This is a genomic window from Bacteroidota bacterium (assembly GCA_035506275.1).
Classification (GTDB): domain Bacteria; phylum Bacteroidota; class Ignavibacteria; order UBA10030; family UBA8401; genus JAGVPT01.
Genome location: DATJPT010000019.1, coordinates 67,689 through 94,260, shown reverse-complemented (window position 1 = coordinate 94,260; position 26,572 = coordinate 67,689). Strand labels below are relative to the sequence as shown.

The 26,572-nt window shown below is 53.5% G+C and carries 29 protein-coding genes and 1 riboswitch; of the genes, 4 read left to right on the top strand and 25 right to left on the bottom strand.

Annotated elements, in window-relative coordinates; translation table 11 throughout:
* Positions 1–50 precede the first annotated feature (50 nt).
* Positions 51–1,031: an aldo/keto reductase gene (locus tag VMF88_13700; GenBank protein HTY12110.1), complete on the bottom strand. Its 981-nt coding sequence runs from the start codon at positions 1,029–1,031 to the stop codon at positions 51–53.
* A 20-nt stretch (positions 1,032–1,051) separates the two neighbouring features.
* Positions 1,052–1,477, bottom strand: a complete 426-nt coding sequence (locus VMF88_13695; GenBank protein ID HTY12109.1) for a VOC family protein — start codon at positions 1,475–1,477, stop codon at positions 1,052–1,054.
* A gap of 204 nt (positions 1,478–1,681) precedes the next feature.
* On the opposite strand from VMF88_13695, the gene VMF88_13690 reads away from it, so the two are divergent.
* The 3 genes from VMF88_13690 (at position 1,682) to VMF88_13680 (ending at position 4,328) form a co-directional block, all read left to right on the top strand.
* A complete protein-coding gene (locus VMF88_13690; GenBank protein HTY12108.1) occupies positions 1,682–2,173 on the top strand; it encodes a thioredoxin family protein in 492 nt (163 codons plus the stop codon).
* A gap of 190 nt (positions 2,174–2,363) precedes the next feature.
* On the top strand, positions 2,364–3,461 hold the full coding sequence (locus VMF88_13685; GenBank protein ID HTY12107.1) for a thioredoxin domain-containing protein: 1,098 nt from the start codon (positions 2,364–2,366) through the stop codon (positions 3,459–3,461).
* Between the two features lie 180 nt (positions 3,462–3,641).
* The gene (locus VMF88_13680; protein HTY12106.1) at positions 3,642–4,328 is read left to right on the top strand and encodes an FKBP-type peptidyl-prolyl cis-trans isomerase; all 687 of its coding nucleotides are present in this window, start codon (positions 3,642–3,644) and stop codon (positions 4,326–4,328) included.
* 161 nt (positions 4,329–4,489) lie between these two features.
* Here the strand turns inward: VMF88_13680 and VMF88_13675 are convergent, their stop codons facing one another.
* From VMF88_13675 to VMF88_13665, 3 genes are read right to left on the bottom strand one after another with little or no spacing between them, the layout of a single operon-like run.
* Complete coding sequence (locus tag VMF88_13675; GenBank protein ID HTY12105.1) at positions 4,490–4,978, bottom strand: Hsp20/alpha crystallin family protein; 489 nt, start codon at positions 4,976–4,978, stop codon at positions 4,490–4,492.
* Positions 4,979–5,017: 39 nt separating this feature from the next.
* Positions 5,018–5,389 carry an Hsp20/alpha crystallin family protein gene (locus tag VMF88_13670; GenBank protein HTY12104.1) on the bottom strand — a complete coding sequence of 124 codons (372 nt, stop codon included), beginning with the start codon at positions 5,387–5,389 and terminating at the stop codon, positions 5,018–5,020.
* Positions 5,390–5,409: 20 nt separating this feature from the next.
* Positions 5,410–5,844 (bottom strand): Hsp20/alpha crystallin family protein, encoded by a 435-nt coding sequence (locus VMF88_13665; protein HTY12103.1) that lies wholly within the window; start codon positions 5,842–5,844, stop codon positions 5,410–5,412.
* Between the two features lie 219 nt (positions 5,845–6,063).
* Here VMF88_13665 and VMF88_13660 point away from each other — a divergent pair, with 219 nt between their 5' ends.
* The gene (locus tag VMF88_13660) at positions 6,064–6,276 is read left to right on the top strand and encodes a hypothetical protein (GenBank protein HTY12102.1); all 213 of its coding nucleotides are present in this window, start codon (positions 6,064–6,066) and stop codon (positions 6,274–6,276) included.
* Here the strand turns inward: VMF88_13660 and trxB are convergent.
* The 20 genes from trxB to tilS all read right to left on the bottom strand — a co-directional run bounded on the left by trxB (position 6,270) and on the right by tilS (position 26,383).
* Entirely contained in the window at positions 6,270–7,217 is a 948-nt protein-coding gene (gene trxB, locus VMF88_13655; GenBank protein HTY12101.1) for a thioredoxin-disulfide reductase, read from the bottom strand. The genes VMF88_13660 and trxB overlap by 7 nt on opposite strands.
* A gap of 44 nt (positions 7,218–7,261) precedes the next feature.
* Entirely contained in the window at positions 7,262–8,197 is a 936-nt protein-coding gene (queG, locus tag VMF88_13650) for a tRNA epoxyqueuosine(34) reductase QueG (protein HTY12100.1), read from the bottom strand.
* Positions 8,181–8,498 carry a Rieske 2Fe-2S domain-containing protein gene (locus VMF88_13645; protein HTY12099.1) on the bottom strand — a complete coding sequence of 106 codons (318 nt, stop codon included), beginning with the start codon at positions 8,496–8,498 and terminating at the stop codon, positions 8,181–8,183. The genes queG and VMF88_13645 overlap by 17 nt, the downstream gene beginning before the upstream one ends.
* Positions 8,499–8,505: 7 nt before the next feature.
* Positions 8,506–9,351 (bottom strand): MBL fold metallo-hydrolase, encoded by an 846-nt coding sequence (locus tag VMF88_13640; protein HTY12098.1) that lies wholly within the window; start codon positions 9,349–9,351, stop codon positions 8,506–8,508.
* 78 nt (positions 9,352–9,429) lie between these two features.
* Positions 9,430–9,768, bottom strand: a complete 339-nt coding sequence (locus VMF88_13635) for a YfhL family 4Fe-4S dicluster ferredoxin (protein ID HTY12097.1) — start codon at positions 9,766–9,768, stop codon at positions 9,430–9,432.
* A gap of 31 nt (positions 9,769–9,799) precedes the next feature.
* A complete protein-coding gene (locus VMF88_13630; protein ID HTY12096.1) occupies positions 9,800–10,207 on the bottom strand; it encodes a DUF309 domain-containing protein in 408 nt (135 codons plus the stop codon).
* Positions 10,208–10,237: 30 nt separating this feature from the next.
* Positions 10,238–10,873 (bottom strand): 2,3-bisphosphoglycerate-dependent phosphoglycerate mutase, encoded by a 636-nt coding sequence (locus VMF88_13625; protein HTY12095.1) that lies wholly within the window; start codon positions 10,871–10,873, stop codon positions 10,238–10,240.
* A 62-nt stretch (positions 10,874–10,935) separates the two neighbouring features.
* The gene (metH, locus tag VMF88_13620) at positions 10,936–14,463 is read right to left on the bottom strand and encodes a methionine synthase (GenBank protein ID HTY12094.1); all 3,528 of its coding nucleotides are present in this window, start codon (positions 14,461–14,463) and stop codon (positions 10,936–10,938) included.
* 45 nt (positions 14,464–14,508) lie between these two features.
* The gene (locus VMF88_13615; protein HTY12093.1) at positions 14,509–14,877 is read right to left on the bottom strand and encodes a four helix bundle protein; all 369 of its coding nucleotides are present in this window, start codon (positions 14,875–14,877) and stop codon (positions 14,509–14,511) included.
* A gap of 102 nt (positions 14,878–14,979) precedes the next feature.
* A riboswitch (SAM riboswitch) is annotated at positions 14,980–15,057 on the bottom strand.
* A gap of 73 nt (positions 15,058–15,130) precedes the next feature.
* On the bottom strand, positions 15,131–16,093 hold the full coding sequence (locus VMF88_13610; GenBank protein ID HTY12092.1) for a nitronate monooxygenase: 963 nt from the start codon (positions 16,091–16,093) through the stop codon (positions 15,131–15,133).
* Entirely contained in the window at positions 16,086–17,123 is a 1,038-nt protein-coding gene (locus VMF88_13605) for a thioredoxin-like domain-containing protein (GenBank protein ID HTY12091.1), read from the bottom strand. The genes VMF88_13610 and VMF88_13605 overlap by 8 nt, the downstream gene beginning before the upstream one ends.
* A 115-nt stretch (positions 17,124–17,238) precedes the next feature.
* On the bottom strand, positions 17,239–18,093 hold the full coding sequence (locus VMF88_13600) for a phosphatase PAP2 family protein (GenBank protein HTY12090.1): 855 nt from the start codon (positions 18,091–18,093) through the stop codon (positions 17,239–17,241).
* Between the two features lie 138 nt (positions 18,094–18,231).
* Positions 18,232–18,912 carry a 16S rRNA (cytidine(1402)-2'-O)-methyltransferase gene (rsmI, locus tag VMF88_13595; protein ID HTY12089.1) on the bottom strand — a complete coding sequence of 227 codons (681 nt, stop codon included), beginning with the start codon at positions 18,910–18,912 and terminating at the stop codon, positions 18,232–18,234.
* Positions 18,909–20,207 carry an AI-2E family transporter gene (locus tag VMF88_13590; GenBank protein ID HTY12088.1) on the bottom strand — a complete coding sequence of 433 codons (1,299 nt, stop codon included), beginning with the start codon at positions 20,205–20,207 and terminating at the stop codon, positions 18,909–18,911. Before VMF88_13590 ends, rsmI begins: the two co-directional genes overlap by 4 nt.
* Before the next feature lie 17 nt (positions 20,208–20,224).
* Positions 20,225–20,680, bottom strand: coding sequence for a dUTP diphosphatase (dut, locus tag VMF88_13585; protein ID HTY12087.1), 456 nt, complete (start codon positions 20,678–20,680; stop codon positions 20,225–20,227).
* 63 nt (positions 20,681–20,743) lie between these two features.
* A complete protein-coding gene (gene hisG / locus VMF88_13580) occupies positions 20,744–21,613 on the bottom strand; it encodes an ATP phosphoribosyltransferase (protein HTY12086.1) in 870 nt (289 codons plus the stop codon).
* A 4-nt stretch (positions 21,614–21,617) separates the two neighbouring features.
* Positions 21,618–22,280, bottom strand: a complete 663-nt coding sequence (locus VMF88_13575) for an SEC59/DGK1/VTE5 family protein (protein ID HTY12085.1) — start codon at positions 22,278–22,280, stop codon at positions 21,618–21,620.
* Positions 22,281–22,282: 2 nt separating this feature from the next.
* Positions 22,283–24,421 carry an ATP-dependent zinc metalloprotease FtsH gene (gene ftsH, locus VMF88_13570; protein ID HTY12084.1) on the bottom strand — a complete coding sequence of 713 codons (2,139 nt, stop codon included), beginning with the start codon at positions 24,419–24,421 and terminating at the stop codon, positions 22,283–22,285.
* A 31-nt stretch (positions 24,422–24,452) separates the two neighbouring features.
* Positions 24,453–24,998: a hypoxanthine phosphoribosyltransferase gene (gene hpt / locus VMF88_13565; GenBank protein HTY12083.1), complete on the bottom strand. Its 546-nt coding sequence runs from the start codon at positions 24,996–24,998 to the stop codon at positions 24,453–24,455.
* Complete coding sequence (gene tilS, locus VMF88_13560) at positions 24,995–26,383, bottom strand: tRNA lysidine(34) synthetase TilS (protein HTY12082.1); 1,389 nt, start codon at positions 26,381–26,383, stop codon at positions 24,995–24,997. The genes hpt and tilS overlap by 4 nt, the downstream gene beginning before the upstream one ends.
* Positions 26,384–26,572 lie beyond the last annotated feature (189 nt).

The following is a 26,572-nucleotide window of genomic DNA, read 5'->3' as shown; positions in this document are numbered from 1 at the left end:
TTTCCGAAGAGCAGAGGGAAAACCGGGGGACTCGCTTCTCCTCCCCCTTCTCACTTGAACTTTCGCGCAGCCTGCTCGATTTCTCCAAGTTCTCCGTTCGTCAGCGCGAACGTCATTGCCTGCGCATTGCTGCTGGCCTGTTCCGCTTTTGTCGCCCCGGGGATCGCGACGACCATGTCGCCGTGGTAATTCACCAGCCAGTTCAACGCCACCTGCGCTGCAGTTTTCTCATACTTTTTTCCGACCTCGCGAAGTGTCGCGATCAGCGGCCGCGATCGCTCAATATTTGCCGGTGAAAATGTTCCCGACCGCCGCCGTGCAAGGCCGAGAGTCTTTGCGGAGCCCGGAACGTCGTGAAATCTTCCCGTCAGCAGACCTTGCTCCAGGGGGGAATAGGCAATGATGGCAATTCCGAGTTCTTTCGCAGTTTCCAAGACACCGTTCGACTCGGCATTCCGATGCGCGAGACTGTAATGGACCTGGTTCGACGTCAGCTTCAATCCATATTTCTGCAATTCAACATGAGCTGTTCGCATCGCCCGCGCGGAAAAATTGCTCACGCCGACATACCGTATGTCACCATTGGCCGCAAGGGACGCCATCGCCTTCATCTGCCCGGCGACCGAAGCGAACGCATACGGCTGATGGACTTGATGCAGCGAGATCGGAAATGGATGCAGCAGCCGCTTTCGCTCCTCGATTGTTTTCGTGATGGAGCCGGCAAAGCGCAAGACAGGCCACCACTTCGTAGCGACCAGCACTTCCATAGGCGACGTGCCAAGCGAGGTCAGAGCTTGCACGAGCGATTTCTCGGATTCGCCCCATCCATAGACCTCGGCCGTGTCGAACCAGTTTATCCCTCCCTCCAGCGAAACGCGTATAATATCTTTTATCTGCTCAGAAGAAAGTGTCGGCCAATATCGTCCGATCACTCCCTTCCCCTTGCTGAACTGCCAGCATCCCAGTCCGATGGGAGAGACCATAAGCGTGGAATTTCCCAGTTTCCTGAGTGTGATATTTTGACGATTCATCGTATTCCTTTTTGGGCATTCTATTTTTTCGCGAGTGGAGTCGAGATGGAGAGCTTGTATCCGTCCGGGTCGTGCAGTCTCATCATCCGCACTCCCCACGACATATCGGCCGGTTCCGAGTCGAGAGTTACGCCGGATTTCTTCAGACGCGCCGCCAACTCGTCAACGTTTTGTTCCGTCGTGAGGCTGATCGAGAAACCAAGTCCCTTGATCCTGTCCCACCCCTTTGCACCGTCGTCCTGGTTGATCGTGATCCTGACGTCGCCCGCTTTCAGCGCCACTCCTCGCAGTTTCCCTTCTCTCTCAATTTTGCGGTCGACGGCAAAGCCGATGATCTCATGGTACCACTCGAGACTCTTTTGAAGGTCTTTGACAGTCAGCGAGATCGACATTGTCCGCGCGTGGAAGGAGTCCGGAGTTGATGGTACCGGAGAATGTGTTGTCATAAAGTATCCTTTAGAAAATAACTATGGGTTGTAGTTGAATGGGTTGCTGATCGGAGCAATGACTCTGACATGCTCTTATCAAAGTTAGTCAATTAGGCGTTATGATTCAAAGGAATCGTCATGCGTCATTGACTTTTTGGTTCCCTCGGATTAAGTTGTACAAACCAGCGTTTGTACATTGGCAGGACCTTTATCGGAGAATGAATGATGAAACCAGTTTTGTTTCTTGCGGTACTTGTTGCAGTATTGACCTTCGCGAATTCTTCCTATGCCGCAGAGAAAGATTCTTTGCGGGCGCCGTATGTCGCGGTCACGGAATTCGATTCCACACGAAACCCGGCGAAGGACCTGAAGGCGGCGGTGGTAGAAGCGAAGAGAACCGGGAAACGGATTCTGCTCGATGTCGGCGGGAATTGGTGCAAATGGTGTCATTACCTTGACCATTTCTGGGAAAAGAACAAGGATGTGACCAATTTTCTTCATCAGAAATTTGTCTACGTGAAGGTTAATTTCAGCAAGGGAAACGAGAACAAGGAATTCCTCTCGCAGTACCCGAAGATCCCCGGCTATCCGCATTTCTTCGTGCTCGACACCGACGGAACCTTCCTCTGGTCTCAAGACACCGGCGAGCTTGAGGCGGGGCAGGGACACGACCACGACAAGGTCCTTGCCTTCCTCAAAAAATGGGCCCCGTAATCAGTACAGCGGAATCGATCATTGGGATCGGTTCCGCGATACGTTGGTGACTAGCTCCCGTTCTTCTTTACATCTCCCAAATTCACCTGCACTCGATACGGCATTTCCGATGCCTGACGCCCCCCAACTATTTGCTCGAGCCGAAGTCTAATATCAGAGAAGATTCTCTCTTTCAAATATTGAATAACCCATGCCACGCCCGGACCTTCTTCGACAACCGGCATTCACTGTTATCCTGATCATGTTTGTATTCACCCCGCCATGTCATGGCAACGGTTTTGCCGTCGGCGTAGGCAAACCCGCTCCTCCGCTTATTACGGGAAAGTGGCTTAAGGGGGAACGGACCGATCAATTCCTCAAGGGGCATATCTATGTTGTCGAGTCGTGGGCAACATGGTGTGCTCCATGCGTCAAATCGATTCCCCATCTTTCATCTCTTCAGAACAAATATAGCGGCAAAGTTACCGTAATCGGAATCGATGTTTGGGAAGAAGATTCGTCGTTGGCCCGGCCCTTCGTCGAAAAGCAAGGAGACAACATGGCTTACGAAGTCGCGCAGGACTCCGTACCCCCTGGACTGACTTTCTTCGAAGGGAACTTCGCGAAAGAATGGATCGAAGGAGCGGGAAAATATTCTGTCGGGATCCCGCTTGCATTCATCGTCAACAACGACGGTGTGATCGCATGGATAGGCCATCCTTCCGAGCTCGACGGACCTCTCGACCAGGTGGTCTCCGGTAGATGGGATCTGGTCTCGGCTGCAAAAAAATATGATGACGAGATGGAGAAAGCTTCAAGATCCGAACCCTTCAAAGTCGCGTACTATAGCTGCTCCCGCAACGGGGATTACAAAGGAGCCGAGGCAGCATGCGAATCCCTTCTTCAACTGAGCGCCGAGGAATTCTATGAATGGGCTGGAAAAGAGTATGCATTGATCTACTCGGACGCGCGCCTTCCCCGGCAGGCCATGGAATTTGCGCGCTCAGCGATTGAAGAACGATTCCGGTCCAATCCCCGCCTGCTCGCAAATCTCGCCCGGACGATCGCGCGAGTATCGGCAAATAAGGACTCCACTGAACTGTCTCTGGCTTCAGCGGCCGCGAAACGGGCATGCCAATTAACGGAGATGAAAAAGGGGTTCGCTCTAGGAGCGCTGGCGAGAGTTCTCTTTGCGCAAGGAAAGCGCGACGAAGCGGTCGAACTTCAAAAGAAGGCGGTTGAGTTGGCGTATGACCCGGATGAAAAAGATGATATGCGATCCCTTCTGAATTTCATGGAAGGAAAATAGATCGTCAGCCTCTCTTCGCAATAGCCCCGTACTTTGTTCTCATTCCCTCTTGGAATCGACGCAAAAAATCGCTATTTTGGAACCCGTTGCCTGCTTAACAGCCGCGGTTTGAATCACCCTCCCGGATCTTATGCAGGATCAGCCTGCATAAATCAATTTTCTTTCCAGAAGGAGAACAAGATGAAAAGAATGTTCCTCGTGTTGTTGTTCGCTGCAATGACACTGCAACTTTGCGCGCAGACGGCGCCAAGCCTGACGACGGAAAAACAGAAGGTCAGCTACATCATCGGCACCGATATTGCCAGGAATCTGAAAAAGCAGGGGATCGACATCGACCCGGAAACCCTTTTCATGGGACTCAAAGATGCGTTCGCCAACCAGAAACTCGTGCTGAGCGATTCGGAGATCCAGCAGATCATGGCCGCGTTCCAGCAGGAAATGATGGAGAAGCAGTCCAAACAGACCGAAGAGCTTGCCGGGAAAAATCAAAAGGAAGGCGAGGCTTTTCTTGCGGAAAACAAAAAAAAGGACAGCGTGATCACGCTGCCGAGCGGCCTGCAGTACAAAGTGATCACAGAGGGGACCGGCAAGAAACCCGGACTTAACGACACGGTCACGACACATTACCGCGGCACGTTGATCGACGGGACGGAGTTCGACAATTCATACAAACGAGGCGAGCCGGCAACATTTCCGGTGAACGGCGTCATCCCCGGCTGGACCGAAGCCTTGCAGCACATGAAGGTCGGCTCGAAGTGGCAGCTGTTCATCCCGGCAAACCTCGCATACGGCGAACGGGGCGCGGGTCAAGCCATCGGCCCCAACGCGACGCTGATTTTCGAGGTTGAGTTGCTCTCGATTAAATAGAAAATTCCCCTTTTATAAAAAGCACAGGCCCGGCATGTTCTCCGGGCTTTTGCTTTTTAAGAGTCATGTACATAAAAATGCCCGGCCATCCTCAGCCGGGCATCCAGAGCATTCACTCTGCGCAATCTGGAATCTGCGTTAACTCTGCGCCATCTGCGAAATCATTTTATCTTCACATCGATAACTTTTTCCTTCGTTTCTTCCGTCTTGGGAAGGGTGATGCTCAGAACGCCGTCGTCATACTTCGCTTCGACGTTTCCGCTCTTCACCGCTCCCGGCAGATTGAATGAACGCTCGAATGATCCGTAGCTCCGCTCGATGCGGTGGTACGTCCGGTTCTTCTCTTCGGTTTCGTTCTTTTTCTCTCCCCGGATCGTGAGCAGGCCGTTATTGAACGTGATCTTCACGTCCTCCTTCTTCATCCCGGGGAGCTCGGCGCGGACGAGGTAGGCATCATCCGTTTCGGAAAGATCGACGGCCGGAGCCCAGGTTCCTGAGAAGAAGGCGCCGGAATCGGCCAGGTCGCCGCGGAAGAAATCGCCGAAAACGCGATTCATCTCGTTGTGAAGCCTGTCAAGCGCATGCGGGATCGGGAATTCCCTGTTCCATAACTCCAGTTCTCTGTTCGGATTTCTTTTAATGAGGGACATAGTGATTCTCCTTTCATCGAAAAATTGCTCTTGATAGTGCTATGAGATCTTTATCTCTTTTGGAAGAAACTGCTGCTTCTTCTTCAACGTGATCTTCAGAACGCCCAGGCTGTATTCGGCACTGACAGTCTGGGTTTCAACATCGTCCGCAAGGGAAAATTCCCGGCGGTATTCGACCGGCTGCGCACCGTCGTCCGCGAACGCTGACGCAGAGACTTTTGCCGAAACCGTCAGGATCGATTTGTCGATACGTGCGCTGATGCCATCCTTTGCGGCTCCGGGAACGTCAAGTCTCACGACATACGTATCCGCTAAAGCCTGTATATCGACTGCCGGACGAAGCACGCGGACTGCGTTCGCCTGGGCCTGTCCGGCGCCGTTGATTTTCACATTTTCAAGTTCCTGTGTCATGGAATTATTCTCCTCCTTCGTTATCGAATCGAAATTTCTTGTGGTTTCGCCGCTTCGCGTTTCGGAAGTGTTACCTTCAACACGCCGTTTGCGTATTCAGCCGAAATTTTTTCCGTGTCGATGCTCTCGGGCAATTGCACGGTCCGCGAGAACGTCCCGTAATGAATTTCCTGCCGAAGCACTACCCTGTTCTCCGCCTTCTCGGGAGATTTTCTTTCGCCGCTGATCGTGAGCGTGCCGTCATGTAGCTGCAGTTTCACATCTTCTTTCGGAACGCCGGGGATCTCCGCCAACACCTGCACGCCGTTGTTGTCTTCAACGACGTTCACGAACGGATAATTCTTTGTTCGATCGAACAGGGACAACTGAGCGAAAAGATCTGGGAATGTCCATTCGACTTGGGATGAGGGAGAAAAAATTTCGTCGAATGTAACCGGTTCATATTTGAACAACATACTGACCTCCTGATTTTTTTTTGTTGGTTGTTTGATGCAGCTTCATGCCCAAGTAATTTTCAAACCGCATGCCAAACGCGAATTACTTGAAATTTGAAGGAATTTTAAGGAGGGATGAAAATTCGGAGCCGCGAAGTAAGACAAGCTGGCAAAGATTCTGCCAAATCCGCTATATCTCTATGAAACTACGTCAGGCGGGATGACAAAATTTCGGAAGAATTGAACGCTGTTTGGGAAAAAGCCGCGCCGTACAACGGCGTTGTTGGCTGCTGGTTAACTGAGGATGGATCCTACCATCACGACGGTGCGATGGCATGGTCGCTTTCGGGGGGAATGCCCGCGACATTCGCTTCGCACAGGATGAACGAGGAGAATGTTCTTGAGACGGAGTCGGGATTGATTCTTTTTAATAGGGGAATTGCGGGTCAGTGAATCCCTTGGGTCTCCAAGAATCTTTCTGCATCGATCGCAGCCATGCAGCCGCTTCCGGCGGCAGTGATCGCCTGGCGGTAGTACGAATCGGCGACATCGCCGGCCGCGAAGACGCCGGGAATATTTGTCTTCGTCGAGCCGGGCTGGACCTTCAGATATTCCTTTTGGTCCATATCGAGAATGCCTTTGAAGATCTTCGTGTTGGGCTGATGTCCGATCGCCATGAACAGCCCATCCGCCTTCACCGTGGAGCTTTTGCCGGTTGCCACGTCTTTCAACTTCAATCCGGTCACCGTCTTTTTGCCGTTTACCTGTTCGCCGAGCACCTCATCGACGACAGAGTTCCATACAACGGAGACCTTCTGATTGTTCAATACACGGTCCTGCATGATCTTCGATGCGCGGAACTGATCGCGCCGGTGAACGATGGTCACCTTGGAGGCAAACTTCGTAAGAAAATTTGCCTCTTCCATCGCCGTATCTCCCCCGCCGACCACGAACACTTCCTGATTTTTGAAGAAAAATCCGTCGCACGTCGCGCACGCCGAGACGCCGTATCCCATATATTCCGCTTCGGACGGAATATTCAAAAGCTTTGCCGAAGCTCCCGTCGCCACGATCACCGTCTCGCCGAAAAATTCCTTGTCCTCCGTGACAACTTTGAAAGGACGCTTTGAAAAATCGACCGAAACAACTTCTTTGAACTGCGTGTCCGCCCCGAAGCGCTGCGCCTGCTCGCGGAATAATTCCATCATTTCCGGCCCCATGACTCCCTTGGGAAACCCGGGATAGTTCTCAACTTCCGTCGTGATCGTCAACTGCCCGCCGGGCTGCAACCCTTCGAAGACAATGGGATGCAAATTCGCGCGCCCCGCATAGACAGCCGCCGTAAGCCCCGCCGGTCCCGATCCGATGATAATAACCTTATGAGTATCTGCCATATTTCTTTTTCAATCCTCTAAGTTAGATAAAGTTATTTTGCTCTTTACATTTTCCTTTTTGCATTTTTAATTATCGTCGCGTTTCTCACGAGCCCTTCCCGCTTCGTCCTTTTGACCGGACTTTTGCTGAACTTCTTCGAAAATTCTTCCTGAGTCAACGATGATAGAACGCCGAGTGAGGGGGTAACGTTCCCTTCCCGCGGGAAGAACTCTTTATCGTTCGTCGGCTGCTGATACTTGTTCCACGGACAGACATCCTGGCAAATGTCGCAGCCATAGACCCATCCATCGAAGTGCGGTGTGAGATCTTTATCGATGTCTCCGCGGTGCTCGATCGTCAGATACGAGATGCATTTGTTCGAATCGACAACATACGGTTCGACGATGGCTTTTGTCGGACAGGCATCGAGACACGCTGTGCACGTGCCGCAGAAATCTTCCATCGGGGAGTCATACTCAAGCTCCAGCGTGGAGATGATCTCGCCGAGAAAGACCCACGAACCGAAATCCTTCGTGATGAGGTTCGTATGCTTCCCCCTCCATCCGATCCCGGCCCGTTCGGCCCAAACTTTATCCATCACCGGGCCGGTATCGACATAATAGCGCCCTTCCGATTCCGGGGCTATTTGTTTGATGCACTCAAACAGCTTCCGGATTCTCTCCGTGACAAGAAAATGATAATCATCCCCCCAGGCATACCGGGAAATTTTTCCTTCATCATCTTGTGGCCGGTGCTGGATGTTGGTATAGTAATTTGCCGCCACCGAGATCACCGACCGCGCGCCGGGTACGATCTCCCGTGGATCGACCCGTTTCCCGACATTCTCCTCCATCCATCCCATCGAGGCCTGGTAGCGACGGTGCAGCCATTCCTGCAGGCGTTTCCCCTCTTCCGTCAACACTTCAGCTTTTGCGATCCCGACTTTGCTGAAGCCGACCTCCATTGCTTTCGCCTTTATCTGTTCAGTCAGCGTCGCCATCGCGGAGAAGAAACACCTCGTCTTGTCGGACCTCTATGCTGTACGTTTTGACCCTCCCGCTGCCGTTGGTTGATACGCCCGAGCGCAGGTCGTACGTCCATCCGTGCATCGGACAGGTCACGGTGCATCCTTTTATTTCGCCGTCGTGCAATTTGGAAAAGTGCTGATGCGGACAAACATTGCCGATCGCCAGAATTTCCCCATCAATTTTAAAGAGCGAAATTTCTTCGCCGGCGACCCGCACGAGAAACCCCCGGTTCTCTTTCAAATCCGCAACCCGTGCAACCTTGTAGTGCCGCACGACGCTCCTATTCCAGGAATAATTTCTTGTCCGCCACGAGGCCTTTTTCTCCCTGTTTCAACGTGACAGCTTCGGTCTCCGGATCGTGTTCGAGAAAAAGGATCCACCCCTCTTTCTCTGCCTTGGGGAGGATTTTCTTTTTTTCGTCCAGCGTAGCGAGCGGGCGGACGTCATATCCCATAATGTACGGGAACGGGATGTGGGATAAGGTCGGGACCAAATCGCAGCAGAAAAGAAGCGTTGTGGAATCGTCGGAAATAACGGGCAGCTGCTGGGCCGATGTATGCCCGTTGCACACGATCACGCGAACACCGGGGAACAATTCTTTTTCTCCGTCAACTAATTTCAGCAATCCCCTTTCGCGCAAAACGGCAAAATCTTCCTTCATGAAGCTGCCGCGGTCCCTCTCTGTCGGCTGGAGCGCCAAGTTCAAATGCTCCCGCTGGACATGATACGACGCGCGGCGGAACGCAGGAACAATTGTTCCATCGACGATCGTCGTGCTTCCGCCGCAATGGTCGAAGTGGAGATGCGTCAGAACGACATCCGTCACATCGTCCGGCGCGACTCCGTGTTTCTTCAACGATTGTTCGAGGGTAAACTGTGAGTTGTCCAAACGATAGATATCCTTCAGCTTGTCGGACCATTTTGTTCCGTTGCCGTTGTCGACAAGGATGACCTTCCCGTTCCCGACAAGAAGAAGGCACCGGGCGGCAAGCGTAATGCGGTTCCGCGAATCGGGAGGATTAGTCTTCGACCAGAAGACCCACGGCACCACGCCGAACATCGCGCCCCCGTCGAGCGCGAAGCGTCCGGTTTCAATGGAATGAATTTCGTAACCGCCGATCTTCATCGTTGGCTGCCCTTACCGTAAACAAAAAAGGTCGGTCCTTCCGATGGATGAACCGACCTTCAAAAATTTCAACAGCAATTATTTTCTGAAATGCGATGTTGCGGCAGCAAGGTCGGCAAACGCCCGCTCCGGATGGATCTCCTTTGCGCGCGCGAACAGCACATCCTCAGTTTCCACATGATTCGGGTCAGGCACGCAGCAATCAACCGGGCAAACAGCCGCGCATTGTTCCTGGTCGAAATGTCCGACGCACTCCGTGCATTTCTCCGGAACGATATAATAAAAATCGTTCGACAATGCATCGTGCATCGCCCCCTTAAATTCCCATTGAGCCCCGCCCGCGTAGATTGCCGTGTTCGGACATTCCGGTTCGCAAGCGCCGCAGTTGATACACTCCTCGGTGATCATTGTTGCCATAACTACATCTCCTTCTTATCGTAATATTTTCTCAATTGTTAGTGTTCACAAACTGGATCGTCGGGATCAAGCTCTCGTCGAACGGCGCTGTTCCCGTCCCTTGCTCGCGCTCCATCACCCAATGAAGGCATCGGGACGTCTGTTTCAAAAAATTTTCCAGTTCAACGCCGTAGTACGAAGGCTGATACCGTTCGAGCTTCGCTATTCCCTTCAGGAATTGACTCCGCGAGCCCCGAAAATTCTCGTTGCCGAGATGGTAGAAACCGACGGCAATATGAATAATCCCTTGAAAGAACGTTCGATCGCTTCCGCGCCACTCCATCCATACTTCTTCGATCACGTCGTGGCATTCGAAAAAACGACGGCTGTTGAACAACTCAACGCCTTTTTCGAATTTTTCTCTTTCAGAAAGTATAGTAAAATCCGGCTGAAATTTCAACTAAAAAATCTATCCCTCCGCCCAACATCGCTATAAATAACGATGTTCGAGGATCTTACCCGACTTGTCAAAAACATACAACAACGGAGCGCCGGTCGGTATGTTCAATTCAAGTACCTGCTCTTTCGTCAGGTTGTCAAGATGCATGACGATGGAGCGAAGGCTGTTGCCGTGCGCCGCAACGATGATGCTTTTGCCCTTGACGAGCTCGGGAAATATTTTTTTCTCCCAGTACGGAAGCGTCCGCGCTGCCGTGTCTTTCAGGCTTTCGCTGATCCCTTCCGGATTCAACTCGGTCTTGTCTTTCGGAGGGGGAACATCGTAGCTGCGCCGCCAGATGTGCACCTGCTCCTTGCCGTATTTTTTCGCGGTCTCTTCTTTGTTGAGTCCCTGCAGCGCGCCGTAGTGCCGCTCGTTCAGCGCCTGGTCGAACTGTGTCGGGATCGGAGGATGCCCGGTCACCTGCATGATGATCGAGAGCGTTCGCTTTGCCCTCTGGAGGACCGAGCAAAACGCCTCATCGAACTTGTATCCTTTCAGTTTCTCTCCGGCAGCCTGGGCTTCCTTCTCTCCTTTTGCAGAGAGGGGAACATCGACCCAGCCGGTGAAGCGGTTCTCAAGATTCCATTGTGATTCGCCGTGACGAACAAGTACAAGATTTGCCATTGCCGTTATTTTCCTTCTGATGATTGGACATTGCGCGGATGAAAAAAGAACATTCCGTTTTCTTATTTGATGTTGAAATACTTCGCTTCCGGGTGGTGGACGATGATGGCATCGGTCGACTGCTCCGGCTCCATCATGAATTCCTCGGACAGTTTCACGCCGATGCGTTGGGGCTGAAGAAGCTGGAACAGTTTCGCCGAATCCTCGAGATTCGGGCACGCCGGGTACCCAAAACTGTACCGCGACCCCTGGTATCCCTGGCTGAAAAGCCGTTTGATATCCGGCGAATCGCTGCCGGCGATCCCCAGTTCCTCGCGGATCCTCTTGTGCCACAACTCGGCAAGCGCCTCGGCCGATTCGACGCTTAATCCGTGGAAGTAAAGATACTCTTTATAATTATTGGAAGCGAACAGCTGCGCGGAATGTTTCGAAGCGCGCGCCCCCATCGTCACAAGGTGGAAGGCGACGACGTCCATCGCATCTGAATCGATGGGAGCAAAATAGTCGGACAGACATAAATACCTGTCCCCTTCCTGCCGCGGGAAGGTAAACCGAAGCCGTTCCGATCTTCGATCGTCATTGTAAATGATAAGATCGTTGCCGTCGGACTGACAGGGGAAATAACCGTAGACCACTTTTGGGTCGAGCAATTTCTCAAGCGAGCACCGGCGTTTTATTCTCTCAAGCTCAGGGTAGATATTTTCGGCGAGAAATTGTTTGTACTCCGCCTCCGTCTTTTTCCCTTTGCGGACCTGCCATTGCCCCTTAATGAGAGCGGCTTCGTTGATGTAAGGAAAAATGGCTTCCAATTGAATATTCTCCGCCACCCGGGTCCCCCAAAATGGAGGAACGGGGATCGGCACGTTCTTCGAGACTTTTGACCGATGAGAGGATCTCGTTCCGCCATCAGTTTCTTTTCTCTCGGCTTTTTGTACGGGCTGTTCCTTCAAAGCCAATGCAATTTTCGCTTCTGAGCCGGTTAATGTCTCTTCCACTTCTTCAGCATCTTCGGCCGGTTGTATCTCCCGATGTTGAAAACTCGAAATTCCCTTCGTCTTCAGCTGCTCCATGAAATGCAGCCCGTCGAACGCGTCGTTTGCATACACCACGAGGCCGCGGTACAATCCGCGCAAATCCTGTTCTACGTAGCGGCGCGTGAGCGCAGCTCCGCCGAGAACGATCGGCGGCCGCAAGCCGCGTTCGTTCAGCATTTCCAGATTTTCCTTCATCACGAGCGTCGATTTCACCAAAAGACCGCTCATGCCGATCGCGTCCGCTTTGTAGTCTTCGTACGCGCGCATGATATTTTCAACCGGCTGCTTGATGCCGAGGTTGTAGACCTTGTAGCCGTTGTTGGTGAGGATGATATCAACCAGATTTTTGCCGATGTCGTGAACATCCCCTTTGACCGTCGCAAGCACCATCGACCCTTTGCTCGTGCTTTCGGATTTCTCCATGAATTGCTCGAGGTACGAGACCGCGGCCTTCATCACTTCCGCGGATTGCAGGACAAACGGCAATTGCATCTCACCGCGCCCGAAAAGGTCCCCGACGACTTTCATTCCGTCGAGCAAAATAGTGTTGATGATGTCGAGCGCAGAATAGCGCTTCAGCGCTTCATCCAGGTCGGCCTGAAGACTCTGCTTGTCCCCATCAATGATCCGGTTCTTTAGTATCTCTTCGATGGTCGAGCCGAGAGGCTTCTTTTCTTTCTTTGACTCTCCTTTTTTGTCCGCATAATACGCCATCAGCTCGGTCAGAGGGTCGTAAACGCACCGATCCCCCTCGAATTTCCTTTCGTCAAAGACGAGTTGACGGCAAAGCTCCCTCCCCCGCTCTTCGATCTTGAACAACGGCATGATCTTCTGCGCGTTCACGATCGCCATATCGAGGCCTGCGTCGATCGCATAGTGAAGAAAAACGGAGTTGAGGACATGCCTGATATGCGGGGCGAGACCGAACGAAATGTTGCTGACGCCGAGAAGTGTTTTTGACTCGGGAAATTCCTTTTTGATGAGCCGTATTCCCTCGATCGTTTCGATTCCGGCCTTGCGGAACTCCTCGTCCCCGCTGCCGAGCGTGAACGTGAGCGTGTCAAAAATTATATCGGTCGGTTTCATGCCGAACTTTCCAACCGCAAGCTCGTGCATTCGCTTTGCGACGCCGAGCTTTGCCTCGGCGGTCTTCGCCATCCCCTTTTCATCGATCGTCAGAGCAACGACCGCCGCCCCGTATTTTTTGCACATCGGGACGATCTTCCTGATCCGCTCCTCGCCGTCCTCCATGTTGATGGAATTAACGATGCACTTTCCGGCAAAAAGCTGCAGCGCCTGGTCGATGACCGGGGCTTCGGTCGAGTCGATCATGATCGGAAGGGTCACCTGCGTGTTAAAACGGAACGCCGCCTCCTTCATGTCACGCACTTCGTCGCGGCCGACGTATGCCACGCAGAGGTCGAGCACATGCGCCCCTTCTTTGGTCTGCTCCTTTGCCATGTTGACCATCGAATCGTAGTCTTCGGCCTGGAGCAGCTCTTTGAATTTCTTGGAGCCGTTGGCGTTCGTCCGCTCGCCGACGATGACGGGAGGAGGGTCGATGTGAAGCGGGGCGCTGATGTACAAACTCGACGATGAGGGGACAAAATCCACCGAGCGCTTTTTTGGCGAAAGATTTCCGACCGCGGCAACAAGCTGCTTGAGATGTTCGGGACGCGTACCGCAGCACCCGCCGACGACACTGACGCCGAGGTCCTTGACGAAATGGCCGAGATACTGCACGAATTCTTCCGGCGTCAAATGATAATGAGCGCGTCCGCCGATATTTTCGGGAAGGCCGGCGTTGGGAATGCATGAAACGGGAAGCGGCGATGCAGAGCAGAGATAGCGGATATTGTCGGACATTTCTTTCGGACCGGTCGCGCAGTTCAAGCCGATCACATCGATGTCAAACGGTTCGAGCGCAGCAAGGGCGGCGCCGATTTCTGTCCCCATCAACATTGTCCCCATCGTTTCGATCGTGATCGACGCGATGACGGGAACGCGGACCTTTTTGTCCGAGAAATATTCGAAGATCGCGGCGAGCGCCGACTTGGTCTGCAGCAGGTCCTGACAGGTCTCGACGATCAGAAGGTCGGCGCCCCCTTCAACAAGCCCTGAAGCCTGTTCATAATACGCCTTGCTCATCTCGTTGAAGGTGATGTGCCCGAGCGAGGGGAGCTTGGTTGTCGGCCCCATCGAACCGGCAACGAACCGGGGATGGGTCGAGCTCGAGAACTGCTGCGCCACTTTTTTAGCAATCGCCGCAGCCTTGCAGTTTAATTCATGCGCACGATCCTGGAGGCCGTACTCCGCAAGGACGATAGACGCGCCGCCGAAGGTATCGGTTTCGATGACGTCAACGCCGGCGGAGAGGAAATCCGAATGCACTTTTTCGACCGAGGAAGGTTTGGACACGACCAGATATTCGTTGCAGCCGTTGAGATGTTCGCCGCCGAAATCATCGGCATTCAGGTTCTGCGCCTGAATGCTGGTTCCCATAGCACCGTCAAAGACGATGATTTTTTCTTGGAGCAACTGTGTGAAGGATTTCATTGTTGAGGATTGTAGGCCGAAGTAGTTAGTTTTAGGCTATACGTTCTAGGTTGTGCGATTTCCCTGTTCGACTTTTTTGAGAAGGGAAATCAGCATGCGTTTAATTTCGCCCGCTGAGATGTCCATTTTTTTGTACTGAAACTGATCAACGTAGTTCAAATCTTTTGCTAAGATAAGAAAATACTCAACCTCACTGACAGAGCCGATCGCAATTCCAAGAAAATACGTGAACTCTCTATTTGATCTTCTGCCGCTTCCTTCAGCAATATTTGCAGCAACCGATGATGCAGCTCTTCGAATTTGGCTGGTCAATCCGAATAATTCATCTTTTGGAAATCTCTTTGATACTGAATAAACCTCTAATGTCAGCCGATGCGCCCTGTCCCACACCTTGAGCCTCTTGAAATCCTGCATATCCCCCCCGTTGTTTAAAGCCTATAACATAGAACTCATAGCTTAAAACCACCGACAAACAACAAAAAACCCCAACGTAAAAGCGTCGGGGTTCACGGAAATAGTATCGTTCTTCCGACGCTTTAGCTATTCATCTTGAGTGGCTGCAAGCTGTCGATTCAAATCGCCACGGGTAAAATATACAAAAAGACCATCTCAATCGCAACTGTCGAAGGGATACCCGGATTCGGCATTCATAAACCGGCATCTGCCGTTAGTTCGCCATTTTCCTCTTTGTCTCTTCAAACTCCTTCATGACCCTTTCCACAATAGCGGCAGCCGGAAGAATGTCTTTTACGAGACCTGAACTTTGCCCCATCTCGAATTCCCCTTCTTCCCAATTTCCCTCAAAGATCCCCTTCCGCTCGCGTCCTTTCCCGAGCAGTTCTCTCAGTTCCTCCTTCGACTTTCCGGACGCCTCTTCCTCTTGCGCGCGAAGGCCGAATGGATTTTTTATCAGCCGAACCGGGGCAACCTTTTTGAGCGTCAGGATCGTGCTGCCGTCATCGGCGTCGACAACAGCCTGCTTGTAGCGATCATGCGCGGACGATTCAACCGAGGCCGCAAATCGCGTCCCCATCTGAACTCCTTCTGCCCCGAGCGCCATCGCTGCGAACATCTGCCTTCCGTCGGCGATCCCTCCGGCTGCAATCACCGGAATGGAGAGTGCGTCCGCCGCCTGGGGCACGAGCGCCAGCGTAGTGATCTCATCAACGCCGTTGTGACCTCCCGCTTCGAATCCTTCAGCGACGACCGCATCGACTCCGGCTTCCTGGGCTTTCAACGCATGCTTCACCGACGCAACGACGTGGACAACGATGCATCCGGACTCTTTCAGCTTTTGAATATGCTTCAGGGGGTGGCCGGCAGAAGTAAAAACGATGGTCACATGTTCTTCAATGGTAACCCTGACCAATTCACCCGCATCGCCCCGAAGGAGAGGAATATTGACGCCGAACGGTCTGCTTGCCCCCCTTTTCGCCTTGACGATATGTTCACGCAGAAGGTCCGGCGGCATCGACCCCGCCCCGATCAATCCGAGGGCGCCGGCATTTGACACTGCCGCTGCAAGCTTCCAGCCGGACACCCAGACCATACCGGCCTGTACGATGGGCACATCGATGTGGAATAATTCCGTGATTCGCGTTCTCATAACGCGCGGGGAAGGTTCAGTTATTGCGGAAGGATTGATTTCCCAAGCCTTGAAGGACGGACACCGGGTTTGCGTCGAACGAAAAGGAATAGAACGTCGTCCCCTCGTCTTTGGGAATCAACTTGATCGTCCGTTCGCCGAATTCGCTGTTCTTGATGATGTGGAACAATTTGGGCTCGTCGACAATGACGACCGAATTCCCTTCGTGGTCGACGGTAATGTCATTCCCGCATTGCTGTACCGACAACGCTTTATCATCCTGAAGGACGATGACGACCGCCCCTCTTTTTTCTGCGGACATCACGACGTTGACGTTGTTTCCCGAATACCTGAGGGCGATATATCCCTCTTTTTCACTCTTTTCGAATTCTATGGCTTCGCTTTTTGCGAACCAATTCCCCTGGGCATAAAATTTCCCTTCGATGTATTCGTGCGCGTCGCTGTACTCCGCAGGAAGTTCCGGACTGTACCCTTCCACGTTGCCGAGAGATCCGTGCAGGTATCCCGTGCGAATTGCCGGCGTCGCGCGCTCAAAGAGCGAATGAACGCTTTCGTCGACGCGCGAAAATTCTATCAGCATCGGAAGCTCACCATGAAATCCCGACTCGCGAAGTAGGGATTGAATCGCCCGCTCGGCCCGCTCGTATCCTCCTTCACCGGCATGGGTCAGATAAAGACTGCCGTCACGCTCGAGAAGGACGAGCGTCGGCAGTTCCTGCACCCTGTACGCATCCCGCATCATCGATGTATTGTCCGTCGCGACGGGAAAACGGTAACCATAGCGGGCAATTGCGCTTTCAACCAATTTCGGGTCGCGCGCGAATGAGAACTCCGGCGAGTGAATTCCGATCACGACCAGTCCCATCTCCCGGTAGCGCCGATTCCACTCCTCGACATACTTCATCGTATTCAGCGATGCTTCCGACGTGTAATCCCAGAAGCAGAGAAGAATAACTTCCCCTTCCATCCCGCGAATGGTGAGCGGGTCAGAGTTGAACCAAAAATCTCCGCAGATTTCGGGAGCCTGGATTTTCTGCATCGGAAGCTGTTTCATGGATTCAATATAGGCAATTCATCAAGGAAGTGCAAAACAAGTAGCTTCAGCCGCGATCCTCGCTCTTCTGTATTCAACGCCGGTCTATAAACAACAGAGGGGGAAAACCGAGGATTTACTTCGCAAGCTGCAGAGTCAGCGAGGCCGAGCGGCTGCCGACGGAAGGGTAAATTGCGAGGTCCTGATTATGCCTGCTCAATTCGAGCTTGCCGATCGCCACGCCAAGGGTCCCGCCGACAAACACGTCGGACAACCAGTGGTCTTGCATCGTCAGCCTGGAAATTGCGCACAACCCGGCACATGAATAGGCGACGACCCCCATCCAGGTTTGCTCCCGCCCGGCAATGATCGTCGCCAGAGTGAAGGCGGTGATAGTGTGTCCCGACGGAAAAGAATCGTAAGGCGAAGAACCTTTGCCGTCGTATCTCGTAAAAATGGCGGCGGGACCGTACCATCGATCCCTGTCGGAAAGGACGAACGGACGGCTTCTGCCGAAAAGATGTTTGAACACCTGAACGACGATACCGGAGTGAAGCATCGCTTCAGCAGCGAGGATGCCGGTATCGGTCGTATTCGGGTCGTTAAACGCGATTCCCTCGAGACAAAAACCGGCGGCGATGCCGTACGGAAGATAGAATTGGCCGAACTGAGTCGCGACTGGACTGACCGATCGAACCCATGTATTGTCGATCCATAACCTCCGTGTATCCCGCGCGATCGGCTCGTCAATGGTGAACAACACCACGGTCGTCGCTGCAACTCCTCCCCAAAGATAGGCATCATCGCGGCCCATTTGCAACGGAGATGTCCAAATTGCCCCCTCATCCGCCAAAAAACCTCCGACGAATCCCTGTTTTTGCGGTTGAGCTTCGCTCGCGTCTGCGACGACAATTGAGTCGGCTCCGTTCATCGCACGCGCGGCCGACACAAAGAGGAGAAGGAATGCGCTATAACGGATGATCACCTTCATTACTATAGAATCGTCCTTTAGAATTTTATGAATATAGTCAATTCGTGCGCCAGTGTAAAGCTCAGCTCGGGAGGAGGGATCTGCACAACTATCTGGTCCGAACGCGCGCACAACGGGCAATGCGCGGCGGTTGACGGATCACTGACTATTGCTTTCAATCACCACAACAAATTCCCCCTTTTTGTCAAGCTTTGTGAACTTGTCGAGCAGCACCGGTCCTGTGCCGTGGAAGATCTCTTCGTCCGGGAGGGTAAGATCGAAAGCAACGCACAGCCGGCGTGTCGATCCGAAGGTGTCGCTGATGTCCTTAAGAAGCGCGAGAAGCCGGTAGGGAGTGTCCATCAGAACGATCGTCCGGCGCTCGCGCTTGAGCTGCTGGAGTTCGGCGATGCGGCGCGGACGCTTGGGCGAAAGCCACCCATAGAAAACAAACTGGTCGATGGAGAATCCGGAGACGGTCAGCGCAGGCATGAGCGAGGATGCGCCGGGGATCGGAACAACTTTGACTCCGGCCTCGATCGCCTTGCGGACGAGAAGCTGTCCGGGGTCGGAGAAGACCGGCGTTCCACAGTCTGACACGACGGCGATGCTTTTTCCTTTGGCGAGATGATCGAGAATGATGAAGGTTGCCGCCGCTTCATTGTGCTCGTTCAGGCTTTCGACCGGCTTCTCAATGCCGAAGTGGCGCAGAAGTCTCCCTCCTTCTTTCCGCTCTTCGTACACCACGATGTCGACCTGCTTGAGGACTTCGATGGCACGAAACGTCATGTCGGCAAAATTGCCGATCGGCGTGGCGACAAGATACAGCGTCCCTGTCATTGCTGCTGTCCGGATGAAATTTCATTCTCCAAAATCGGCGAGAGCTGCGGAACGCTCTTTTTTCTTTGCTCCCATTCCCTCACGAGCATAATAATTATTGCCGTCGTCGGTACGGCGATCAAGAGACCGATGAAACCGAGAAAGTAGGAAAACACGAGCAGGGAAAGAATAAGAAGGACAGGATGCATGCCCACTTTCGAACCGATGATCTTCGGCGAAAGCACTGCCGCTTCGAAAACGTGGAGGGCGGCGATCGTCGACGCGGCCAGGATCATATGTCCGGCGACGAGCGAAGGACTGAATGATGCCACGATCACGGAGAGAACGAGCATGACGATGAGGCCGAAGTAGGGGATGAGGTCGAGCACGCCTGCGACGATCCCAAGAACCAGCGGATACGGGATCCCGAAGAGCGTAAAGAAGAGCGTCACGAGAACGGCATTGATGCCGGCGACAGTGATCGCGCCGCGGATGTACCTGCCGAGGAGTTCGTCAACCTGCGCGTAGTATTCACTGGCCCGCTGCCGTCTGGAACGGGGAAGAAGCAATCTCACTCGGTGTCTGATGATCGGAAAATCCTTCAACACATAGAATGAGAGGAACGGTATGATCACCATGTTCACGATGCGGGTCACGACAGTGGAAAGTCCGCTCACCAAACCGAACGTCCCTTCGAGCAGGCCCTTCATGATCAGTTCAAGACGGGGGGCAAAACCCGTGGTCAGCAAATCGCGGAGCTGCCGGGTCGAGATCCCGTATTTTTGCAGCACAACCTCCATCCGGTTCGAGAACATCCAATTGGTGAAGTCGTTCGTGATCTTCGACGCCGCTTCAAGGATTCCGGAGAGCTGAGCGAACGCAATGGGAAGAACGAGGAGAGCGATCACGGTGAGCATTGCGACGCAGAGGAGAATAATTACGAGCGCCGACACCCAACGCGGGACCCCCCAGGCCTCGAATTTCGTCACCAGGGGATGAAGGATATACGCAAACAGCAGCGCCACAAAAAACGGGGCGAGCAGGCCGACGATAGAGTACAGGAACCACACCGTAAAAAGGAGAGTCGAAAGCCACATCAGATTCCGCGCGATGATGTTCGACCGAAACGGGTACAGAAGAAAGAGAATCGCGCCGAGGACGACGAACGGCGACGTGATCTCCCGGATGGTATAGACGAGATACAAAAGAAGCGCGATGCCGGCCGAAACGACGATCATCTCCCCCCTGCTCATGTCGAACGGTGCACGGGAAGGAATCTCCTTTTGTGGTTCCGTATTTTTTCGCCGTCGGGGCATGAAAAGTTCTTTGCTCGTTACTTGGTGCCGGTATGGCCGAACCCGCCCGCGCCGCGGACCGTTTCGTTCAATGAACCGACCTCATTCCACACAATCTTCGTGTAGCTGCTGATCACCATCTGAGCGATGCGGTCCCCCCTTTTAACGGTGAACGCGTTCTTGCCGAAATTCGTCAGGATAATCTTCACCTCTCCCCGATAATCCGAATCGATCGTTCCGGGGGAGTTGAGAATTCCGACCTGATGCTTGACGGCCAGGCCGCTTCTGGGACGGACCTGCGCTTCGTACCCGGAGGGGAGCTCGATCGAAAATCCGGCGGGGATAAGCGCCGTCTCACCGGGCTGAATTTGAACATCCTCTTCCACTGCCGCACAAACATCCATTCCCGCGGAGCCCTCGGTCGCATACCGGGGAAGCGGGATGTCCTGGGCCGACGCGGACGTCCGGGAAATTCGAATAGTCAGCTGAGTCAAAAGGTCATGAAAAAAATGTTGAGAAATGTACGGAGAGTGGCAGGGAAATGCAAACAGTGCGCGTCAATAGATCACTTTATTCAGAGGATACTCGATGATCCCTTCTGCGCCGGCACGTTTCAGCTGGGGAATAATTTTTCTGACGACATCCTCGTCAATGATGGTCTCAAGGGCGATCCATTCGCTGTCCGCAAGCTGGGAGATGGTTGGCTTGCGAAGCGCGGGGATCAGCTGGAGCACGGTGTCGACGTTGCTTTTCCGAAGATTCATCTTCAGGCCGACCTTGCTCCCCGCGTTGATCGCCCCCTGGAGCAGCATCGCGAGGTTCTCGATCTTTTCCTTTTTCCATGGGTCGGTCCAGCTTTTCCTGTTCGCGATCAGCTTCGTATTCGATTCGAGGACCACGTCGACGATCCGAAGCTTGTTCGCCCGGAGCGAACTTCCGGTTTCCGTCACCTCGACGATGGCATCGACCAGGTCGGGGGTCTTCACCTCCGTCGCTCCCCACGAAAATTCGACATGGGCATTGACCTTATTCTTTGCGAGGTAATTTTTCGTGATGCTGATTACCTCCGTGGCGATGCGCTTTCCCTCAAGGTCCTTGACCGTTCTTACGGGAGAACTTTCGTGCACGGCAAGCACCCATTTCACCTTGCGCATGCTTTGTTTGGAATAGACAAGGTCCGAGACGCTTACCACATCGGCCCCGCTCTCGACGATCCAATCGTATCCGGTCAGGGCCGCATCGAAAACGCCGTCCTCGACGTAACGCGGAAGCTCCTGGGCCCGGATCAGCATTGCCTCGAGTTCTTCGTCGTCGACGGAAGGAAAATACGAACGGCTGCTGACGGAGAAGTGGAAACCGGCCTTCGAGAGGAGGCTGAACGTCGTTTCCTGCAGGCTTCCTTTCGGAACACCGAGTTTGAGTTTCATAGGCTTACAGTCCTGCCAAGCGCTGTGCGTGAAGGTTGAGTGAAGGATAGAACAGATCGTATAAGATCCACATGACCGTACCGACGGAGATCGGGATCGACAGGTTGTCGTCAATGCCGATCGACGACGCTTCAACGACCGTGCCGATCGCGGCGGCGGCGATCGCGATACCATACTCTCCCGCACCCGCCGAAATTTTGGGCGTCGCAGCGATCACGAAAAGGGCCGAGATGAAGAATGCCGCACTCCCTTCAACGCTCTTGTGCAAAAATTTCCTCCTCCCGAACCTCCTGCCGACGAGCGCTGCCGCCGAGTCCGAAATGATGAGCACCGCGAAGGCCGTGATCGTAATGAGTTTGGGGAAGACGAGGACACAGAGCGTCGCCGAGATGAGGACATGCGTCGCGCCGTTCAACCGCTTGCTCTTTCCGCCGTGTTCATGCGAACGGAGGAGCCAGCCGAAGACTCTGTAAAATATTTTCGCCGTCGACGGATTGAAATGACGGAGAAGGTCGACAAGCAGAAACGCCGCCGTGATCGGCACGAGGAGCATCAGCGCCTGTTCCCGGGAGATAAAATAGTAAATGATCGGAATGCTCAGGGAACATAAATGAATGCTTTTCCTGATGACCTCGGCCCGGTAATCGATGTTCCGCTGCTCGACCATCGCTATTTTTTCGGCCGCGGTTTGGTCCTGGCGTTCTTGCCGTTCGCAGGAGCGCCGGAAGGAGCGGCCGCAACTCCCGAGATCGTGACTCCCGGGATCGCCGAACCCGAGCCGTTGCCGTTCTTCCGTTCGAGCGGCGGGAGCGGCTCGCCGCGAAGGATCTTATCGATCTCGTCGCCGTCCAGGATCTCGCGCTCAAGCAGCGCGTTCGACAGGCTGTGCAGCTTGTCGATGTTGTCCATCAGAATTTTTTCAGCGCGCTTCATGCAAGAAAGGATGATCTTCTTCACTTCGTCGTCGATGACATTGGCGGTGTCCTCGCTGAAGTCGCGGTGCTTCGTCACTTCCCTGCCGAGGAAAATTTCCTCTTCTTTGGCACCGTAGGTCAGCGGACCGAGCTTGTCGCTCATTCCCCATTCGCACACCATTTTGCGGGCGAGCTGCGAAGCTCGTTCGATGTCGTTCCCCGCGCCGGTCGTGAGTTCGTTGAAGATCAGCTTTTCGGCGGCGCGTCCTCCGAACGCATACGTGATCATCGCCTCAAGATACTGTTTCGAATACGTATGCTTCTCATCCATCGGAAGATAGGTCGTGACGCCGAGCGCACGTCCGCGCGGAATGATGGTGACCTTGTGCACGGGGTCGGCCTCCGGCAGCATCTTCGCCACAAGCACGTGTCCCGATTCGTGATACGAGGTCACGCGTTTTTCCCGGTCGGAAATGATGAGGCTCTTCCTCTCCATTCCCATCATCACTTTGTCTTTCGACTCTTCGAAGTGATGCATCGCGACTTCCTTTTGGTTCTGGCGGGCGGCAAGGAGCGCAGCTTCGTTCACCAGGTTCGCAAGGTCCGCACCGGAAAGCCCCGGCGTGCCCTTTGCTAGCACTTCGAGTTTCACATCTTCGGCAAGAGGAATGTTGCGCGTGTGAACTTTCAGAATTCCTTCGCGACCGCGGACGTCGGGGCGGTCGACGACCACCTGCCGGTCGAACCGGCCGGGGCGCAGAAGCGCCGGGTCGAGGACGTCGGGCCTGTTCGTCGCCGCGATCAGGATGACGCCGATATTCTGCTCGAAGCCGTCCATCTCGACGAGCAATTGGTTCAGCGTCTGCTCCCGTTCATCGTGTCCGCCGCCCAATCCGGCCCCGCGATGACGGCCGACCGCGTCGATCTCGTCGATGAAAATAATGCACGGGGCGCTCTTCTTCCCCTGGTCGAACAAATCGCGCACGCGGCTTGCGCCGACGCCGACGAACATCTCCACAAAATCCGCCCCGCTGATGGAGAAGAACGGAACGCCTGCTTCTCCGGCAACCGCTCTCGCGAGAAGAGTCTTACCGGTTCCCGGAGGGCCGAGGAGAAGCACGCCGCGGGGGATTTTTCCCCCCAATTTCTGGAATTTTCCCGGTTCTTTGAGGAATTCGATGATCTCCTGCAATTCGATTTTTGCCTCATCGGCGCCGGCGACGTCCGCGAATGTCACGCGGATGGAGCCTTCGCTCAGCATTTTCGCCCTGCTCTTGCCGAAAGAAAAAATCCCCTTGGTGCCTCCCCCCTGCATCCGGCGGAAAATGATGAGCCAGATCCCCAGGAGCAGAATCCACGGGAGCGCGCTGATCAACGCGTTGATCCAAACATTGTCTTCTTTTGTGATGTTAAAATTGACGTGATGGGATGTCCAATTCGCGATCACCGCGTCGTCGATGTTGGTGTACGGCAGCGTCAGCGTGAACTTCTCCACCCGGACTTTCTTGCCGGTCGGGAGGGTAATATCTTCCGGCTCCGTGAGCGTACCGTGAAAATCGAAATCGTTGAAGTTTGATTTTTTGACGACAGCGCGCCCGATCTTGTTGGCTGCGAGGAATTCCTGGTACTGGGTGTACGTCACATCGTACTCGGTCGCTTCCTGTCCCTTGAAGATCGTCATCACGAGGAACACGGCCATGATGATCGCCGACCACGTCAGAACGACGCGAAGCACTTTGCCCCAGTTAAAATCATCCTCGCCGCGCAGCATCGGTTTCGGACTCCGTCCCTTCATCCCTTTGGGAGGGAGGAACGGCCGTCGTTTCTGAGCGCCGTTCTGCTTCTGAGCATCATTCTCTTTTTTATCTTCTTGCTGGTGTTTCTCGTCAGCCATGGCCAACGTTCTCCTCTCTAAAAAAATGACATCATGATTTTTCAAGCCTGTAGACCGCGGGGAGGTTCCTCACCTTCTGCGCGTAGTCAAGCCCGTAGCCGATCACAAAATCGCTCGGTATCTTGAAGCCGATGTATTCGATCGGGTAGGGGATTTTCACCGCATCCTTTTTATACAACAATGTAACAACCGCAAACGATTTTGGGTTCTGCTGGAGAATCAGCTTCTTAATGAAATCGATCGACAAGCCTGAATCAACGATGTCTTCGACGATGACGATGTGCCTCCCCGTCACCTCGCAGTTCAGATCCTTCAGCAGCCTCACTTCCCCCGATGAGATCTTCGCATCGCCGTAGCTCGAGAGCTTGAAAAAATCGACCTCGCAGTCGATCGTGATCTCGCGAATGAGGTCGGCAAAGAAGATGAACGAGCCGTTGAGCACGCCGATGAAGATCGGCGTCTTTCCCTTGTAGTCTGCGTTGAGTTTTTTCCCGAGCTGCTTCACCCTCTCATGAATTCTCTTTTCGCTGAGATACAGTTCGAACGGTTCGTTGTTGACCGAGATCTTTTTCTTCATGCCGTGCGGATCGAGAGTTTGTATGCTTCGGTTGACGTTGATGTAATTTTGAACCGGTCGTCGATCCTGCAGCCGGCGACCCAGACGATGTTCCCTTCCGATTCCACGACGGGGATTCTCCTTTTTTCCGTCCGCGGAATTTTCAAATCAACAAAAAGATCGCTCACTTTCTTCTTTTGCTTCATGCCAAGAGGGACAAAAGAATCCCCCTCCTTCCACGAACGAACGCAAAGAGGAAATCTCACCTTGCCGGCGTCCACGTATTCTGTAGACGAATTTCTCCCTAATTTATTGGGGAGATTCCTGCTTTTTTTTACGGACAGCGAAAAGAATCCGTTCTCAACGGTCCCCTCATCGTTCAATACGAACGAAAAGCCTCCAGCAAGATTCATTTGTGAGAGGCGGATCCGACCGGATTCATTTTCCGCCTTCCACCCGTTGCCGCAATCAACACGGGTCCCTGGTTCATTGTCAAGAAGCGAGACCACGGCCCCAATTCGGTCGGCGGAGGGCTCGATCCCTGTCTTGAGAAAAACATCGTGCACGATCATCTGGCGGAGAAAAGGATGCTGCTTCAGCATCTCAACCTTGAGAAAGAACATCTCCCCGTCCTTCTCCGATACTGCTCCCTTCCAGGCATTCCGCACCTGGTCGTGAAGATAGCCGGCATTCATCCTGAAAACCGCCGCTGAACTCATGAGTGAGGCGGTCAACGAAGGGTTGATCCTCTCCTCGATCTTTGGAATCACCTTCCTGCGCAGGAAATTCCGGCTGTACTTGTCGGTGAGGTTTGAAGAATCCTCGCGGAATTTCAGCTTTCTTCCACGCGCGTATTCAGCAATTTCTTTGCGTGACGCGAAGAGCAGAGGGCGAACGATCGAGCCCTGGCTCCGGCTGGCCGGAATGCCTGCGAGGCCGTCGATCCCAGTTCCTCTCAGAAAATTCAACAGCATCGTCTCGGCATTGTCGTCGGCGTTATGCGCGGTAACGACGGCATCTGCATCGAGTTCGGCTTTCTTGGTAAGGAAGAACGCATAGCGAAGATCTCTTGCCGCCTCCTGGATCGAGATCTTCTTTCTCGCGGCTTCCTTCTTCGTTTCTACCCTGCCGATAAATGCCTGAACGCGGTATCCCTTCGCCAGCGATCCAACAAATTTTTCATCGGCGTCGGCTTCGCGACCGCGCAATTGATGGTTCACATGGAGGACGGCAAGGTCAAGCCCCCATTCGTGCGACAGTTCCCACATCAGATCCAACAAAACCGCCGAGTCGATTCCACCGCTCACTGCGGCCAAAACCGTGCTTCCGGGCGCGATGAGCTTCTTGGCCTGAATGTAGCGTTTGAATCTCTCAAACAGTCCGTGCGGCCGGTCTTTCTTCGCCATAGCGCTATCGACGTTTCAATAAGAACCTTTCAATCCGCTATAAGTCGATTGAAAGGGCAGATCGGTGACAAGAACAAATTATCTATAAATATATTAATTTTTTACCGCTTATGCCACTGGAATTTGATCACCTGGCCGACCATGAAAGCCATCGGGCTTTAAGAATTAAGAGAATTCGACGTTTCTTCT

Coding starts and splice junctions, on each gene's coding strand:
- trxB (HTY12101.1), bottom strand. CDS start 7,217: ATGGCAGATACTCATAAGGTTATTATCATCGGATCGGGACCGGCGGGG.
- VMF88_13575 (HTY12085.1), bottom strand. CDS start 22,280: ATGGTCGAGCAGCGGAACATCGATTACCGGGCCGAGGTCATCAGGAAA.
- VMF88_13615 (HTY12093.1), bottom strand. CDS start 14,877: ATGCAGGATTTCAAGAGGCTCAAGGTGTGGGACAGGGCGCATCGGCTG.
- VMF88_13695 (HTY12109.1), bottom strand. CDS start 1,477: ATGACAACACATTCTCCGGTACCATCAACTCCGGACTCCTTCCACGCG.
- VMF88_13640 (HTY12098.1), bottom strand. CDS start 9,351: ATGAAGATCGGCGGTTACGAAATTCATTCCATTGAAACCGGACGCTTC.
- VMF88_13690 (HTY12108.1), top strand. CDS start 1,682: ATGATGAAACCAGTTTTGTTTCTTGCGGTACTTGTTGCAGTATTGACC.
- metH (HTY12094.1), bottom strand. CDS start 14,463: ATGAAATCCTTCACACAGTTGCTCCAAGAAAAAATCATCGTCTTTGAC.
- rsmI (HTY12089.1), bottom strand. CDS start 18,912: ATGACAGGGACGCTGTATCTTGTCGCCACGCCGATCGGCAATTTTGCC.
- VMF88_13625 (HTY12095.1), bottom strand. CDS start 10,873: ATGGCAAATCTTGTACTTGTTCGTCACGGCGAATCACAATGGAATCTT.
- hisG (HTY12086.1), bottom strand. CDS start 21,613: ATGAAACTCAAACTCGGTGTTCCGAAAGGAAGCCTGCAGGAAACGACG.
- VMF88_13680 (HTY12106.1), top strand. CDS start 3,642: ATGAAAAGAATGTTCCTCGTGTTGTTGTTCGCTGCAATGACACTGCAA.
- ftsH (HTY12084.1), bottom strand. CDS start 24,421: ATGGCTGACGAGAAACACCAGCAAGAAGATAAAAAAGAGAATGATGCT.
- hpt (HTY12083.1), bottom strand. CDS start 24,998: ATGAAGAAAAAGATCTCGGTCAACAACGAACCGTTCGAACTGTATCTC.
- queG (HTY12100.1), bottom strand. CDS start 8,197: ATGGCGACGCTGACTGAACAGATAAAGGCGAAAGCAATGGAGGTCGGC.
- VMF88_13700 (HTY12110.1), bottom strand. CDS start 1,031: ATGAATCGTCAAAATATCACACTCAGGAAACTGGGAAATTCCACGCTT.
- VMF88_13635 (HTY12097.1), bottom strand. CDS start 9,768: ATGGCAACAATGATCACCGAGGAGTGTATCAACTGCGGCGCTTGCGAA.
- VMF88_13670 (HTY12104.1), bottom strand. CDS start 5,389: ATGACACAGGAACTTGAAAATGTGAAAATCAACGGCGCCGGACAGGCC.
- VMF88_13600 (HTY12090.1), bottom strand. CDS start 18,093: ATGAAGGTGATCATCCGTTATAGCGCATTCCTTCTCCTCTTTGTGTCG.
- VMF88_13675 (HTY12105.1), bottom strand. CDS start 4,978: ATGTCCCTCATTAAAAGAAATCCGAACAGAGAACTGGAGTTATGGAAC.
- VMF88_13605 (HTY12091.1), bottom strand. CDS start 17,123: ATGAAACAGCTTCCGATGCAGAAAATCCAGGCTCCCGAAATCTGCGGA.
- VMF88_13665 (HTY12103.1), bottom strand. CDS start 5,844: ATGTTGTTCAAATATGAACCGGTTACATTCGACGAAATTTTTTCTCCC.
- VMF88_13685 (HTY12107.1), top strand. CDS start 2,364: ATGCCACGCCCGGACCTTCTTCGACAACCGGCATTCACTGTTATCCTG.
- VMF88_13590 (HTY12088.1), bottom strand. CDS start 20,207: ATGCCCCGACGGCGAAAAAATACGGAACCACAAAAGGAGATTCCTTCC.
- tilS (HTY12082.1), bottom strand. CDS start 26,383: ATGGCGAAGAAAGACCGGCCGCACGGACTGTTTGAGAGATTCAAACGC.